Here is a 15,666-nt window from a genome sequence, read left to right on the forward strand (position 1 = left end):
GGAATGGCTCGGCGGTTAGTCTATTCTCGATAGGTTGTATTCCAATATCCACTCCTTGCCATCGGCTTCCTTGATGGTTACTTTCAGTACATGTTCGCCGTCACCCTCGCCCTTATCGAAGGTTATCCATCCGTCTTGAGGGGCGACGGGTTGGTCATCGAGCGTGTAATTGATGGTGGCGTCTTGCGGATAAAGGTCGGTAAAATAGAGCGGTACCTTGTTGTCCTTGCGCTTATAATACCCGTCTTTGGGCATGCTTCTAAGGAAAGGAATTCGTAGTTCCTCCTCTTTGCCCATGATGTTGTCAGTCTTTTTACGGATGACCACGGGCGTAGAGGTGTTCTTGTCCTTATCGATGGCGGTTACACTGACCTCATAATTGGTGGCAGGAGTTAGTCCGGTGATGGTGCACGATGGCGTTTGGGTGGTTAAGGTTTGGTTATTACATGTCACCTTCCACGTATATCCCTCTACCGCAACGTTGTCCCACTTACATTCAAGCTCGCGTTGGAAGGCGTTAATCCGCAGGTTGCCCGGGGCGATAACGTTGTTTTGGCTGCCTCCACCCTCATCGGTGAGTGAGAAATCATCGAGCAGAAGGTACGCCCCCGATGTGCTTTCACGCTCTAAGCGAATGGAAATGGTAACGGCGTCGACCCCCTCCGGCACTTCAATTTCGTGTTTCTTTTCGGTCCACTTCTCAAATTCGTTAATCTTATCAAGGGGCTTATCCAAGACAAGTTTTGAGACATACTGGCTACCTTTATACCAATAGAACGAGAAAATAAGGTGCCGATTCCACAGATTCATCCAATACCAAAATGATAGTTTGTACTTATGGCCCGACTTAACAGCTATCTTATCGCCGTTGTTGGGTTGGAAACTACCGCCATTAGCATACAGTTTCAGGGCGAAATCGCCTTGATGTTTATTGTTCTTTTCTTTGCGTGGGAATAGTGTTGTTTGTGGTATGTACCAATAGACGGGTACATCAGACTGCATTCCCGTACCGAAAGTCTCGAATCCTCCGTTGGGAATAAGGTTCTCCTTTTCTTGTGCCTGCATGGTGAAAGGCAGGGCAAGAAGGAGCATGAATATGAAGTTGATAGTTTTCATTTAGTACAATATGAGATGATATAATTAACGAATGAGTTGATCAAGGGTAATGCCAAACTTATTTCCTATGGCCATAACGATATACTGAAGAGAGCCTTTGGTGGTGCTGTCGGCCTTGAGGCGCTCTATATTCCATAGGCCTTTATCGTCCTTGAATAGTTGTAGGAGGCTCTTGATTTCCTCATAGCTATAAGCAGGTTGACCGTTCATGTCGCAGCAAAACTGCAGGGCGTAGACCAGTCCGTAGGCTTGTGAAATGAAGAAGAATGCGTTTTGGGGATTCTTGCTTTCAATATTGGCCATGGTGTTAGGGCCTATCAGGAGGTACATGGCACGCGCCGCAACGATTTGTGACAGGTCTTTGCGGATGAAATCCATCTTCTCTTTGAGCAGTTTATAGTCGTAATGGCCAAGTGCATAACGGCCCCAAGCAAAGGCTTCGTAGAGCTTTCGCTCCCGATTTTTCAGTAAAGCGATACCTTCCGATTGGGTTATAGCCTTCATATTGTTGAAGTAGCCGTAGGCCAAATCCCAATGGTGTTCAAGTTCGGTGTAGCTGTTGCCCGGCCCGATTTGCAGGTCACGGTGGGCATTTCGCAGGTTTTCGTTGTCAAAATTGGCCGTGGTAAGGTGCTTGTTCATTATCTTATTGAGATATATCGTGCCCGTTATCATGCCATTGAAAACCTCTGCCGGGATGATACCATCGGCATTGGCGAAGGACCGACTGTTGTCTCCGGCGCTGTAACCAATGTACCCCGGCGTGGCCTCGGCAGCCGGTTGGTAGGTATGTTGGCCCAAGGCTCGAGTGTCGTCGAAAAGCTGTTGGAAGTCCTGAAGGATGAGTTGCCTCGTCGCTTCGGGGACAGTCTCGGCCACTTGTTGCGATAAGTGGGCTGCGTTTTGTCCTTCCTCAAAGGCTTCTTTCAAGCGTTGCATGTCGTCATCGTCGTGAAGATAGGCTTTCTGAAGGAACGATTCGTAAATGTATGTGGCCGCTTTTTGATTCATGGCACATTCCCATTGGTCGACCGTACTGAGGCCGCTGCGGCTGTATTTGTAATCGGGTACTTGCTCAATGGGGAGCATGTAAGTGCTCTCTACGGTTTCTCCCTCGCCATCATGGCAAGCGGTCAACGATAGCAGTGAGCATATAGCGGTGAGAAAATAAGTCTTTGTCATGTTCTTAAGGGAGAATGTAATATTTACAAAAAGGTGTTTGAATATTGTTGGGGCCCTCTTCGTTCTGATATTGGCGGCTCAAGAAGGAGGGGAGAAGGCGAAGCCCGTTCTCATCTTGCACGTCGATAGCGCCCATGACACCGGTGCCTCGTTCGCCGATTCCATTGACTATGAGCATAACTTGGTTACCCGAGCGCAGGGTAAAGCTCACCGTTTGCTCCTTATTTCGCTTGAGAACAGAGCTTGTTCCTTCGATGGAATTGCTACTACTCCATGTAACGAGCTTGCCGTTTTCATCGACATACCTTATATAATAGAGCGAGGGAGCCGATGAGGGACCCATATTGTCGGGTTCATAGTAGGCAGCCCTGATAGTAACCTTGTAGGTTTGAGAAGGTGTTTGGTTATCTCTTCCCATGTATTTGAACTCATCGACCTTCATATAAGGGTTGCCTAACTTCACTACCGGGTTATCACTGGTTTGAGGTTTTTCTATCTCTGTGGGAGGAAAAAGCTCATCGTAATTCTCTTGTGGGAACTCCGCGAAGTCCTTGTTACAGGCTGAGAGCAGGAGCAAAGCCGCGATGGCAGTCAGGCTATTGATAAGTTTGTGAGTGTATTTATTCATATATGGGGAAATTATAGTCTTAACGTTTGGTTGGCATATCAAAGATTTCGGCGATGTAGCCGGTTTCTTTATATTGTCCTTTTGGGGCCAAGTGTTTGGCCATCAGATAAGGCCGAAGGGTATGAGGGTCGTAGACTTGCACCAATTCGCATATAAACTTGTCTTCAACACGCTCAAAATCATGAAATACGTGGTTGGCATTTAGTCTAATTCCGGCGTGAAAGGAGAGCCCGGCCTCTGTACCGGTATAGCCGGAGCCAAGGCCAACGACAGTCCGGGGATAGGCGTCGGGGTCGGCAGCTAACTCCTTGGCGAAGGTAAAGAGATAGTAACGATGGGAAGTGATTTCGGCCCGATGTTTCTCTTGTGCTTTCATATTCATGTCGCTTTGGAAGTGAACCATGGCGCCGGTGTGAATGCGTATCTGTGGATTTTTCATCGACTCAAAGAATGAACGATTGTCGTAGGCTTGCTTGATATTGTCATTCCACGCCTCATCGCTGTCAAGTCGCTGCATGACGATATACTCTTTGGCCGGTTCCATGTAGTTCATCGTGCGGAAGACAAGGCTTCCGTCGAAGTCCTTACGGGCGTAAAGGAAATGGGATGTGCCTTTAAACGCGGTGCCAATCAGTGTGTGCAGGGAGGTGAAAGTAGTAAGGCTCAACTGCGTGGAAGAAGATTGGTGAACGGCATAACGGCCTTGTTCCTCGGCGGGGGACGGGCTATGGTCGGCCTTAAGCGTTACGTTGCCTTGCTTGTCGAATTTTAGTAGGTAATAAAAACCGCCGTAACCATAGTGCCCATGTTGGTCATCCATGCCCAGACTTGTATTCAGGTTGCTGAATAAAAGCGAGTCGGTAGTAGGGAAGTAAAGCAGTTTCCACCCATGCGGAGCGTCAGAAAGTTCCGCACGTAACTGCTCTATATTGGCTTGAGAGCGCTCGGTGGGTGTGGGGCCTGACAAGGTGTCGTCATTGCAGGCGCCCATGATTAATCCTGCAGTCAGCAGTAGTATATATCCTATTTTATTCATCACGATTCTTTGTTTTTGTGAAATTAATCAGTTTGTTGATACTCAACAGCTGTAATTGGTTGAGATTGAGACCGGCTTCTTTTTTGAAAAAATCTCTGACAATCACCATCTTTTGTTCCATTTCTTGGGCACACTGCTCACCCTCTTGTGCCAATTGTCGGGTATAATCAGGGTCGGGATCGTTTTTAGGAATCTCATAATGGCGGGCCGCCTGCAGGCGTTCTTGTTCGACGGTAGGCTTGTGTGTGAGGAGCGTACTGATCATATCGGCCATGTCATCCTCGGCCGAGGAAAGGCCAAAGAGCGAGAAACAACCACGCTTTGCCGCCTCCCGGCTAACATCGAACGCCTCATGACGACTCTGTTTTGTAAGACCCACGTTGACGCCATAGGGCGAGTTGCGGTAGCGATGGCGACTGATTTGCAAGAATTTATCGCGATCATAGCCTTTCAATTCAAGAAGACGCTTGGCAAACTGGAAATGAACACTGCGCATAAGGCAGAAAACATCGTGTTCATCGTTGCGGTTGAACTCATTTACATTATATATATACATATTGATACCGGTGGCAGTGGGATTGGTGATAAGCTCCTTGCCGGAGGCGTCTAATTTGCGACCACCGATTAAATGAATCCGCATCGGCATTTTTTCTTTCAAGTAATTGGTGCCTCCTATGCCTTCGGTGGCATAGACATCTACCCACAGCGCCTTGATGGTTTCGAGCACGTCAAGCACCTTTTCGGTCTTTGGCGCATATTCATCGGGTGCCATGGCAATGCTTCCCGATTGGTAAATGACTTGTACATTGTAAGGTTCGGTGAGGTTTTTAAAGACCCATTTGTCAATATCGGAAGCCTGTTCGGTAGGCTCGGTAATGACACTGTCGCCATTGAGCGCTTCCTCAGAGCAGCCGGCGAGGGCCAGCGTGATGCAGCACAAGTATATGAATTTCTTAATCATAGATTCTATTTTAGCGTTTATCATCTTTTGTTATCTCAAAATAATGGCCTCATTGCGAGGGTTGGGTTGTAGTCCTCGACGGATGGCTTCATTGGGAATTTGCAGCACTTTACGTAGGTCTTCTTTTTCAAGAGCCTTGTAACGACCGGCTTTGGAATTGCGTTTTACGGAGAGATAGAAGCGCCGTATATCGAACCATCTTAGGCCTTCGTGCATAAATTCCTTTTGTCGGAAGTGCAAGATGGTAGAAATCAAGGCTAGTTGTTCCCTGCTTAATCCATAGTTAGGAGAGTAAATATCGTAATTGGTACGCGATGATTGCAGGTAGGCTTCATGCGGTAACGCAGGATAAATCTCGAACTTGGTGCTCATATAATCGAGCAAGTCAGCTATGGCTTCCTCGAATTTGCTTAGCATGGTATAGGCCTCCATGCGGTTGAGCAATACCTCGTCGGTAGAGAAGAGTACGTTAGTAACGAACACTTGTTTAGGCGAACTCCCGGTTTCCGTGTACTGTGCGTACTCATCAAACTTAGCCATGTAGCTGCCATTGGTGATGGGCGATTCGGACGCATTTAGCGGATAAACTCCTTGTAAATTGATAGTGGAGTAGTTTTGGGCACCTTCTATACCTCGTTTGGCGAAGATGGAAACCATTTTGTCGGCCGTAAGTCCGTATTTCTCTGTGGCAAGATTGCGCTGTAAGCGAGAGCGGGTAGTGGTCAGCAGCAGGTTGGCGGGTTCGTCCTCAGCCAAATAAAGTTGGTGCAATGACTTGAAATTGAAGTTGAGTTTACGTCTGTAGTCCCACCATCTGCGTAAAGATGTTTTGGCGTCTTCGCCTAATACGTAGTTGGAATAGTCTATTACTTTTTGCCAATCGCCTTTCATCAGATAGAACCGGGAGGCAAAAGCATAGGCCGCACGCTTGCTGAAATGAAAGCGAGGTGCCTTATAATATTGGTCAGTGATGCGATTAACACCACGCAAAAGGTCTTTTTCTATTTTGTCGTACACGTCTTTAACGGAGCCTCGGTCGTAGCTGACGATGGCATGCTTCTCGGGTTTTTCCAAATAGGGAATGCCCATTTGAGAGGCTGATTTTTTGCCATAAGGCTCCGACCAAATATTGACCAGCATAAAATGAAGGTAGGCCCTGAGCAGGAAAGCCTCGGCGTAGAGGGCTTCAGTACGCTTGTTTTTAGGGAATGTGGATAAGAGTTCCAAGGCCTTGTTGACCTGTGCTATTCCGGTATAGCAGCTGTTCCAATAGTTGAGAGGCGTGTCAAGATCTTCTTGATCGAAATCTTCCCAAAAGAACATTGCCTCGTTCATTCTGTTCTGAATGCCGTAGGCACGTTCCTCAACATTGTCGGTACGGGCTTCGAGGAAGGCGAAGTAGCTGGCGGAAGGATAGGCCGCGGTGATCAGTTCGGCCACTTTTTCCTCGGAATCAATATTGACATCGATGGCTGAACTTGGAGTCTTATCTAAGTAATCACTGCACGAGCAAAGAAGCAAGAGCAGCCCTAAACAGTTTATTTTTATTCGCATAGTGGTATGTCGTATTACAATCGGTCGTTAGAAACTTGCGTTTAATGTGAAAGTATATTGTTGAGGAGTGGGGAGTGATACACCTCCCGTCTTATAATACTCGGGATCTTGCCCATTGAGTTTCTTGTCAGAATAAATCAAGAACGGATTTGTTATGTTCATTCTCATTGATAATTGGCGCAGGCCAAGCCCCTTGATCCAGCCGGTAGGGAACTTATAGCCTAAAGAAATGTTCTTCATACGCACGAAACTGCCATCGGCTACCCTCATCTGTGAGTAGTTATACGTGTTGTAAGCACGTTCGATATTCTCTTGTCCCACGAGGGCTATCTGTTCTTTTGAAGGGATGACGGGGACATTTGTTTTAAGTTCATCACCCGGGTTGAGCCATCGGCGGAAGTATTCTTTACCAAAAACATTCAAATCGCCGAACGATGGGTCATAGGTAGGATTCAAACGAATCTTATTACCGGCTTGCATGGTCATGAACACGGATAAGTCCCAATTCTTATATCGGAACGTGTTAGAGAGTCCTCCGATAATTTGCGGCTCGATGGGGCCATGATATATCAGGTAGCTTTTGGAATATTTGGTATCTAAGAAATCAGCGTTGGAGGATTTGGCATAGGCACTTCCATTGGTGGGATAGAGCCCGTAGTCGAATGTGGGAAGTCCGGTGTTGTCAAGACCCTGATAGTTGAAAGAGAAGAGTGAGCCCTTGGGGAATCCTACGATGTTACCATTGCCATGGCCGGCAACCATGTCAAAGGTGTTAGGAGTGTTGAGCAGACGGGTTATTGTTTGGTCCATGGCGCTGAACGTTAAAGAGGTGGACCAGCCGAAATCTGCTGTTTGGATGTTTTTTGTGTGCAGAGACAGCTCTACACCACGTGTGCGCATGTCACCGAAGTTGGCATACTTATAGTATTGTCCGCCGATACCCGATGTACGAATAAGGTCGATGAGGTCGAAGGCATTGCGTTGGTAGAGGTCTACGGATAAACTGATGCGATTGTTGTATAGGCCTAAATCAAGTCCGAAATTCAATTCGTACATTTTTTCCCATGTGAGGTCACGATTTTCAAGATGCAGGATATTGAGCGCGTTTTCGCGTTCCTTGAAGTTTATTCGGTTGATGATGGTGTTTTGATATACAGCGTTGGCATTGATAGCTTTCTCATTCATTTTAGCCGTAAGTCCATAACTGAGGCGTAAGGCTAACTTTGAGATGTTGGCGTAAGGCTTCATGAAGGCCTCGTTGTTGATGTTCCATTTGGCACCCACGTTCCATGTTGGCAGCCAGTGCGAGCCGTTGCTTTGGCCGGCCGTGTTGCTTCCCTCATAGTTGATGACGGCATTGAAGACATATTTTCCTGCGTAGCCGTAAGTGGCGCTGCCTGAAAAAGTGATACCTCGGTTATATTGTTTGGTTAATCCGAAGTAGTCGGTGCTTTCGCCTTGCAGCTTTTGGAAGATAAGCGGGTTGACAAAGACTTGGTTTCCCTTGTCGTACTGTATGCCATAGCCTTGGAATGGAGTTGTTATGCGGTCGGTATGACGTATTTCGGCGAATCCAAATGCTTTTATATCGTGCTGCCCGAGCGTGCGATCATAGTCCAATGCAAGTCGTCCCATGTAGTTTTTCATTTGATTCTCGGTCTTGTTAAAGATTCCGCCATGGGGCAATGCTACTTGTGGTTGAAGTAGTGGGTCAGTATTGTTGTGGAGTAAGTAAATGTTCTGTGCGGCAACATAGGGATTTTCATTGGCACGGAATGCCTGAACAACATTGGAGCCTTCCTTGATTTCATGTGTGATATGCGTGGTCGCACGTCGCATGGCCATCAAGCCTTTTACCTGCAAATAGTCATTCCAATGGTAGTTAGCCTCGGCTTGTAGTTTCAAGTCGAGGACGCCAATATCCATATAATTATTATCGTATTCATTGAGAATGTTAAATGGAGCCCAGTTATTGCGGTAATATTCCAATTGTCCGCGGCTGTCACGAGGGCGCAGAGTGCGGCTGGTTCCTAAGGCATAAGCAAACGGATTGATGTCGAAGTCGCGCTCAAATGAGCCGATGGTCGTGTTGCGTTGCTGTGGCATGGTGCCCGGAGCCCGCTGTTCGCGTATATTTCCTTGGGCAATGACACGGGTAGAAAACTTGTCGGAAAGGAAAAAAGTAGTATTTACGTTGGCGGTAATACGGCGCACGTTGTCCGTAATAGTCCAACCGTAATCTTTGAAAAGGCCCAAAGAAGCATAGGTACTTATCTTTTTACCACCGCCGGTTAGCGTGATGGTATTGCTGATTGTTGGGTTTTGAGAGAAGAGCTCTTTGAACCAATTGGTGTTGGCATACTCATGTTCGCGTAAGAAAGCGGCCTTGGCTGTTTCGGTATTGGGTAAAAGATAGTTCCCCGTATTGTTATCATACGTGGTGAGATCACGATACATTTGATAGTACACGCCACCTCTGCGGCCATAAAGTGTGCTTTGGAGGTCGAAATATCCTTTGTTGTGCATTTCTTGGTAGACGGACATTGTCTCCTGCGAGTTGAGTAAGTCGAAGTCATTGTATGATGGGCGGCGGCGGAAACTCATTTCCATGGCGTATGACAAGCGTATGGGTTGCTCTCGCTTTCCTTGTTTTGTCGTTACGACAATGACGCCGTTCAACGCTCGGGCACCATAGATAGAGGTGGCGGCTGCATCCTTTAACACTTGTATATCTTCAATATCGGTTGCGTTGATACCTGATACGGCTGAGCTAATGAGGGTTTCCGCATCGCCTGAAGCCAATTGGTCAAGGCTGAGAGATACAATATCTTCGTAAACAGCGCCATCAATAACCCATAAAGGTTGGGCATTTCCGATAATAGAAACACCACCACGGATGTTGATTCGGGGTGCTGAACCGAAAGAGCCAGATATGTTTTGAATGGATAAACCGGCGACACGGCCTTCGAGCATGCGTGTTACATCGGTGATACCTTCAAGTTTGATGTCGTCTAATTTCACTAATTGGGCGGCACCAGTGTAGACACGGCTCTTAACTTTCTGATAACCGGTGATGACAGCTTCGTCCAACATCTTGGTATCATCTTGAAGCATGACTTGTATTTCATGGCTGATGACTTTTGCAGTGCGTGTCACCATGCCAATATAAGATACTTTTAGTAAGTCGCCTTTTGTGGCTTTGAGCGTGCATAAGCCGGCGTCGTCAGTGGTAGCACCGCCTTTAGCGTCAATATTCCATACGTTTGCACCTATAATAGGAGTGCCTTTGCTGTCGATCACTTTTACAATTACCTTTTCTGTTTGTGCATGGCTTGCAAGAGCAAACATGCCAGTTAAGAAGAAAAAGGTAAGTTTAAAGATGAATAGAAATTTATGATTGTCCATTATATTTATAGAGTCTGTATATCTTGTTATAATGTGTTTACCAAATAAATTTTACACCGCCGTAAATACCGAATGGATGTCCGGGGCGCAGACCGGAGGGGTGTCGTGAAGCGATGTAATGTTTGTTGGTCAGGTTTACTGCATTAACGGTGAAGGTTATTTGCTTGTTAAACCGGTAGTTAGCTGCCGCATCGAAAATTAATCTTGCAGGTACTTTGTTGAATTTCGCGATGTTTCCTTGTCCGGGAGTGGTGCGCATATCGCTTGTATAATGTATTCCTACGTTGAATGTTAGCTGCTTGTATTCTGCGCCAACTTGCCCATTGAGTGTGTGTTTGTTGATGTAGGGAATCTCGTCACCCTCAAAAACTTCTCCCCAAGCACTGCTACTGAATCGGCTTTTCATTTCAGTATCTGTGTAAGTATAGGAAAGTTGTAAGGGCAAGCGCACTTTCCAAGCTGCGGGAAGTGGCTGCCAGCGCACAAGAAACTCAAGACCTCTAACATCGGCCTTGCCAACATTGAACTGAATAAGGGAGCCGGTACCACCCGAAGCGGCAAGATCACTTCCTAACATGTTATCATAACGGTTATAGAATCCTATAAGTTCGATGGCCAAATTGCGCGTGTTATAGCGTGTACCGATTTCCGTGTTGATACTGCTTTCTGCTTTTTGTCCTAATGTGGCAGATGGTGGAGCGAAGCCTTTATGAACTCCGATAAAGAGAGAAAGCGGGTCTAATACTTGCCAATGGATACCTAAACCGGGTATAAAAGCCTTAGCGCTATTCTTGATTTCTTGACGTAAGTGCCCTGTTCTTAGTAAATCTGCGGTAGTATAGTCCTTATTGAGCAGATTGACTTGTTCATAACGCATACCTGCTGTGACGGTCCACTTGTGGTATGCCCATTTAACTAAGCCGTAAGCTGCCGTTGCCTCTGCTTCAGTAATGCGGTTGGCGTCGGTTCCATGAATGCCCGGGAGATAGAGTTCCATTGCCCCCTGCTTCATGGCATAAGCGTCATTCCACTGAAAGCGGTCCTCATCGTCTTTATGTAATCTTAGTCCTGCTTCTGTATTTATATAATGTTCACCTATATTAAATCGATATTTGGCTTTTACTTGAAAGCCTCGTGAGTGGTAGGTTCGGTTGTTGGCTTTCACTATTAAAGCCTGACTGTAGCGATCGGTTTTACCGATAAGAATATCCATAAAGCGGCGATTAGTTTCCGGGGCTTCCAATATTTGTGCAATACCGGCCTTGTCCTGCTTTTCCTCACTGGCTCTGACATCGTTCAGTTTGTACCAATTACGATGAAAACGATTATAGTATAAGTTAGCTGTCAGTTGCCATTTCGTCCCCAAATTCATCAGATATGTCGCCACATATTGTTGATGATTAGTGCGCATGTTGTCCTTGTCGGCGCCGGGATAGCGCATAAAGGGGGTATTTTGGAAGTCGGTTTCAGAAAGTCCGACATAGGATTCGTCCGACTTCTCATTGGCATATCCAAACTTTAATTCCAAGGAATGATTCATGCCTTCTTCCTTTGCGGTATTGAGAATAACCTTTGCTATAAGGTCATTACGCCAAAAGCCGAATGGCTTTCCGGCTGTACTCTTCTTGAAACCATCGGATTGGTAGCGTAAATATTCCACCATATAGCCAAAATGTTTCCAACGATCACCCACGTGGGCATGGGCTTTTAACGTGTTGAAACTTCCGTATGATAATTGCGCTTTGCCGCTGAAATGATTGGGAATGGGTGTAGAGACAAGGTTAATGGCACCTCCCGTAGTGAATGGACCATATTGAACTTGGCTGCTTCCCTTTAACACTTCGACCGCATACATACGTGCCGCATTCGGAAAATAATAAGCAGCCGGTGCGGAGTAGGGGGCCGGTGAAGCCAATATTCCATCTTCCATGATGACGATACGTTCACTTCTTTCAGCTTGTGTACCACGCAAGCTGATGTTGGGACGTAGGCCATAGCCGTCTTCTTCATATAGGTTTACCCCCGGAACAGCTTTGAGCATACGGTTAATATCGGTGTAGCCGAATTTTACAATTTCCTGTGGAGACAGATAATAAGCCGACCCTGTTCGGTTTTGGGCTTGAAACTTGCTACCTAAAATCTGATTTGTCGTGACAACGACTTCTTGTAGCTTGTGAGTAACTGAGTCCATTTTAGGACGTTGCGTGCCGACGTTCGTTTGAGCACAAACGATAGCAAGACTTTGACAAAGCAATATTGTCAAAGTCCATTTTGCATAGCGGCACGATAAAAGATTGTCGCTGATGTTCAATGCCATTCAGATTTCCTTTTATGTTTTTTTGTTAATTACTTATAAATCGCCGACAAAATTAGATGTTTTCTTTCTTTCCTACAATCACTATAAGTAGGTATTTATGCGGCTTAAATTAAAAGAAAGTCCGGAGTAGTGCTGGGATTTGGAGCAATAAAAAAAGCAGTCATATTCTGACTGCTTTGCAGTGGTGCCACCAGGAATCGAACCGGGGACACAAGGATTTTCAGTCCTTTGCTCTACCAACTGAGCTATGGCACCATTGTTTATTGCGAGTGCAAAGGTAATAATATTTATGAATAGTATGGGTAAATGGCAGAGGAAAGTCTATTAAATTAAATCTTATTAACAAAAAGGCGTTTACACTACTGTTTGGAGAGGGTGTTGAGTTTGTCTGTAGATAAAATAATTAGCCGTTTCAATCGATTGATTCTATCAGTAAATCAGTTGATTGAAACGGCTAATGTGGTAAAATAAGATATTCAGAACTTATTTCAGCGGATTCCAGCCTTGTGCTCTTAGCTCAAATTCTTGGTCGTCTCTGGTGATAAGCATGCAACCCAATGATGGTTTTGTGATATATCCTATTTGGCGAATGCCATCCATATTCTCCAATTTTTCATGATCCCCTATCGGAACAGTGAAGAGTAATTCGTAATCTTCACCTCCATTGAGGGCGCATGTCGAAAGGTTCATGTTGAACTCTTCGGCCATAACAGCGGTTTGGTAGTCAATGGGCAGTTTGTTTTCGTATATCCTGCAACCGCAATTACTTTGTTTGCAGATATGCAGTAATTCGCTGCTCAACCCATCAGATATATCCATCATGGCGGTAGGACGGATGTTCATTTCCCGTAATTTCTCTATCATGTCTCCTCTTGCCTCGGGTTGGAGTTGCCTTTGAAGGAGATATTCTTTGCCAGCAAAGTCAGGTTGGAAATTCTGTAACTCCTTTAATGCGGCTTTATCACCTTTTTTCTGTGCTTCTTCCACTTGCTGATAGTACACCGATTTCTCCCGCTCTAAGAGTTGGAGGCCCATATAGGCGGCGCCTAAATCACCCGTTACGCATATTAGGTCTGTCTCTTGTGCCCCATTACGGTAGACAATTTTCTCTTTTCTTGCCTCACCAACACAGGTGATACTGATGGCAAGTCCCGTATAGGAAGAGGTCGTGTCGCCTCCTACAATATCCACTCCCCAGCGGTCGCAAGCGGCTTTCAGCCCCGTATAAAAGGCTTCCATGTCCTCCACATTAAATCGTTTGCTCAGTGCGATGCTGACTATGAGTTGGCGGGGAGTGCCATTCATTGCGAAAATATCGCTGATATTGACTGTCGCGGCTTTATATCCTAAGTGCTCCAAGTCAATATAAGTCAAGTCAAAATGCACACCCTCCATTAGCATGTCAGATGTAACGAGCACTTCCGAGTCAGGATAATGAAGCACGGCACAGTCATCGCCAACCCCATATCGTGTAGAGCTGTTCTTATTTTTGATGTCTTGTGTCAGATGATCGATAAGCCCAAACTCACCCAATTTAGATATTTCCATTCTTTTTCCTTTACCTATTTATATATAGAGAGGTTGTTTTTAAGAGCGACGAATCATTTCCCGCATAATCTCGGTCATGAGAGGTTGAGCGCTATTGGCAGCCTTCTGAACTTCCTCGTGGCTCACTTCTACGGGCACGTCAAAGCCACCAAGGTCGGTGATAATGCTGATACCAAATGTCTTGATACCACAATGGTGTGCCACGATTACCTCGGGTACGGTGCTCATGCCGACGGCGTCGCCACCAAGCGCACGGTACATACGATACTCCGCAGGTGTTTCAAACGTCGGTCCTTGTACTCCTACATAAACTCCATGTGAAACCTTAATGCCCTTTTCTTCAGCAATGGCGTCAGCCAAGTCACGCAAGTTCTTGTCGTAGGCTTCGTGCATGTCGGGGAAACGGGGGCCTGTGGGGAAATTCTTGCCACGCAATGGATGTTCGGGGAAGAAATTGATGTGGTCATCAATAATCATAAGTTCTCCGATTTTGAACTTAGGATTCATGCCTCCCGATGCGTTGCTGACAAAGAGAGTGGTGATTCCCAACTCGTACATAACACGTTCGGGGAACGTCACTTCCTTCATGGAGTAGCCTTCATAGTAATGGAATCGGCCTTCCATTGCCATGATGTCCTTGCCACCCAACTTACCGAAGATGAGTTTTCCGGCATGTCCCTCTACCGTTGATACGGGAAAGTTGGGTATTTCAGAGTAGGGAAACTCGTAGCTGTCAGTTATTTCTGAAGCTAATTGTCCGAGGCCTGTTCCTAGAATTATCGCTGTCTTTGGGCTTGTGGTCATCCTTTCTTTTAACCAGAATGCTGTTTCTTGAATTTTTTCGTACATAGCTTATGATTTGATTGTTAAAGTTTTCTTCTTGGTCAAGCATGAATCTCACCTTTATCGGCAGGGCGAACATGGCGTCACAAACCTGCTGATTAAGATTTTCCGCAGATAGGAGACGGGCTGCGTCTTTCTCTGTCGTTATAATCATCTTAGGTTCTGCCAATGCTTCAAAGGCTTTGTTGATATTTTCCTGATCCTTGCTTGTAAAGTGGTGGTGGTCGGCATAAGTCAGTTGGGTGATGTCGGCATGATAGCCTTTAAGGTCAATCACCAATTGATCGGGCGACGCTATGCCGGTCAGCAACAGAATGTTTTTGCCCTGAACCGCTTGAAGGGGTAGAGACGGAATGTCCTTATTAAATACGGGAATCAAGTCGCAATAATCGATTGTCGAGAAATAGAGCGACTGATAGGGATAGAGGTCCATGGCTTTGGTCAGTACCCGGAACTCCATCGGTTTCAAGTCTTTGGGACATTTGGTGATGATAACGATGTCCGCTCTGTTCTTCCCCGACTGCGGTTCACGTAAGCGGCCGGCCGGTAACATCTTGTCGTAGATAATCAGGCGGTGGTAATCCACCAGCAAGATATTGATACCGGGCTTTACATAACGATGTTGGAAAGCGTCGTCCAATAGTATGACGTCCGTATCTTTGGTGAGTTCATCATGAATGATGTGGTCAATACCCCGTCTTCTGTTACCGTCTACCGCAATGGTCAGATTAGGAAACTTGGTCTTCATTTGGAATGGCTCGTCCCCAATCTCTTTCATGGTGGATTCACTGTCGGCTAACACATAGCCCCGTGTCTTGCGTTTGTAGCCCCTTGATAAAACGGCCACTCGCATGTCATCGCTCAACAATCTGACCAAATACTCTGTATGAGGAGTTTTTCCGGCGCCTCCAACGGTGATGTTACCCACGGAAATGACAGGTACGTCGTAGGCTTTGCTCTTGAGCAGCCCCATATTGAAGAGACTGTTGCGGAAGCGCACAACGATTTCAAACAGCCAACTTAGCGGCAGCAGCCATTCGTTGATTTTGATAAAATCACCTTCGGTTCTCATGGGC

The 15,666-nt window shown here is 46.1% G+C and carries 11 protein-coding genes and 1 tRNA gene; all 12 read right to left on the reverse strand.

Annotation, left to right across the window (positions count from 1 at the left end; translation table 11 throughout):
• Positions 1 to 15: 15 nt before the first annotated feature.
• Complete coding sequence (locus VIR50_RS04385) at positions 16 to 1,116, reverse strand: fibronectin type III domain-containing protein (RefSeq protein WP_331933922.1); 1,101 nt, start codon at positions 1,114 to 1,116, stop codon at positions 16 to 18.
• A gap of 24 nt (positions 1,117 to 1,140) precedes the next feature.
• Complete coding sequence (locus VIR50_RS04390) at positions 1,141 to 2,298, reverse strand: DUF4856 domain-containing protein (protein WP_331933923.1); 1,158 nt, start codon at positions 2,296 to 2,298, stop codon at positions 1,141 to 1,143.
• A 4-nt stretch (positions 2,299 to 2,302) separates the two neighbouring features.
• Positions 2,303 to 2,926 (reverse strand): hypothetical protein, encoded by a 624-nt coding sequence (locus VIR50_RS04395; RefSeq protein ID WP_331933924.1) that lies wholly within the window; start codon positions 2,924 to 2,926, stop codon positions 2,303 to 2,305.
• A gap of 19 nt (positions 2,927 to 2,945) precedes the next feature.
• Positions 2,946 to 3,962, reverse strand: coding sequence for a DUF4302 domain-containing protein (locus tag VIR50_RS04400; protein WP_331933925.1), 1,017 nt, complete (start codon positions 3,960 to 3,962; stop codon positions 2,946 to 2,948).
• A complete protein-coding gene (locus tag VIR50_RS04405) occupies positions 3,955 to 4,923 on the reverse strand; it encodes a putative zinc-binding metallopeptidase (RefSeq protein WP_331933926.1) in 969 nt (322 codons plus the stop codon). Before VIR50_RS04405 ends, VIR50_RS04400 begins: the two co-directional genes overlap by 8 nt.
• Positions 4,924 to 4,953: 30 nt before the next feature.
• A complete protein-coding gene (locus VIR50_RS04410) occupies positions 4,954 to 6,477 on the reverse strand; it encodes a RagB/SusD family nutrient uptake outer membrane protein (protein ID WP_331933927.1) in 1,524 nt (507 codons plus the stop codon).
• 27 nt (positions 6,478 to 6,504) lie between these two features.
• The gene (locus VIR50_RS04415) at positions 6,505 to 9,825 is read right to left on the reverse strand and encodes a SusC/RagA family TonB-linked outer membrane protein (protein ID WP_331933928.1); all 3,321 of its coding nucleotides are present in this window, start codon (positions 9,823 to 9,825) and stop codon (positions 6,505 to 6,507) included.
• 94 nt (positions 9,826 to 9,919) lie between these two features.
• The gene (locus VIR50_RS04420; protein ID WP_331934518.1) at positions 9,920 to 12,073 is read right to left on the reverse strand and encodes a TonB-dependent receptor family protein; all 2,154 of its coding nucleotides are present in this window, start codon (positions 12,071 to 12,073) and stop codon (positions 9,920 to 9,922) included.
• A 308-nt stretch (positions 12,074 to 12,381) separates the two neighbouring features.
• Positions 12,382 to 12,454: transfer RNA gene (locus VIR50_RS04425), tRNA-Phe, on the reverse strand.
• A gap of 228 nt (positions 12,455 to 12,682) precedes the next feature.
• Positions 12,683 to 13,747 (reverse strand): thiamine-phosphate kinase, encoded by a 1,065-nt coding sequence (gene thiL, locus VIR50_RS04430; protein WP_331933929.1) that lies wholly within the window; start codon positions 13,745 to 13,747, stop codon positions 12,683 to 12,685.
• Between the two features lie 39 nt (positions 13,748 to 13,786).
• Positions 13,787 to 14,596 (reverse strand): purine-nucleoside phosphorylase, encoded by an 810-nt coding sequence (locus VIR50_RS04435; protein ID WP_331933930.1) that lies wholly within the window; start codon positions 14,594 to 14,596, stop codon positions 13,787 to 13,789.
• Complete coding sequence (lpxK, locus tag VIR50_RS04440) at positions 14,481 to 15,662, reverse strand: tetraacyldisaccharide 4'-kinase (protein WP_331933931.1); 1,182 nt, start codon at positions 15,660 to 15,662, stop codon at positions 14,481 to 14,483. The genes VIR50_RS04435 and lpxK overlap by 116 nt, the downstream gene beginning before the upstream one ends.
• Between the last annotated feature and the right edge of the window lie 4 nt (positions 15,663 to 15,666).

Origin of the sequence: Prevotella sp. (assembly GCF_036570325.1) — a bacterium.
Classification (GTDB): domain Bacteria; phylum Bacteroidota; class Bacteroidia; order Bacteroidales; family Bacteroidaceae; genus Prevotella.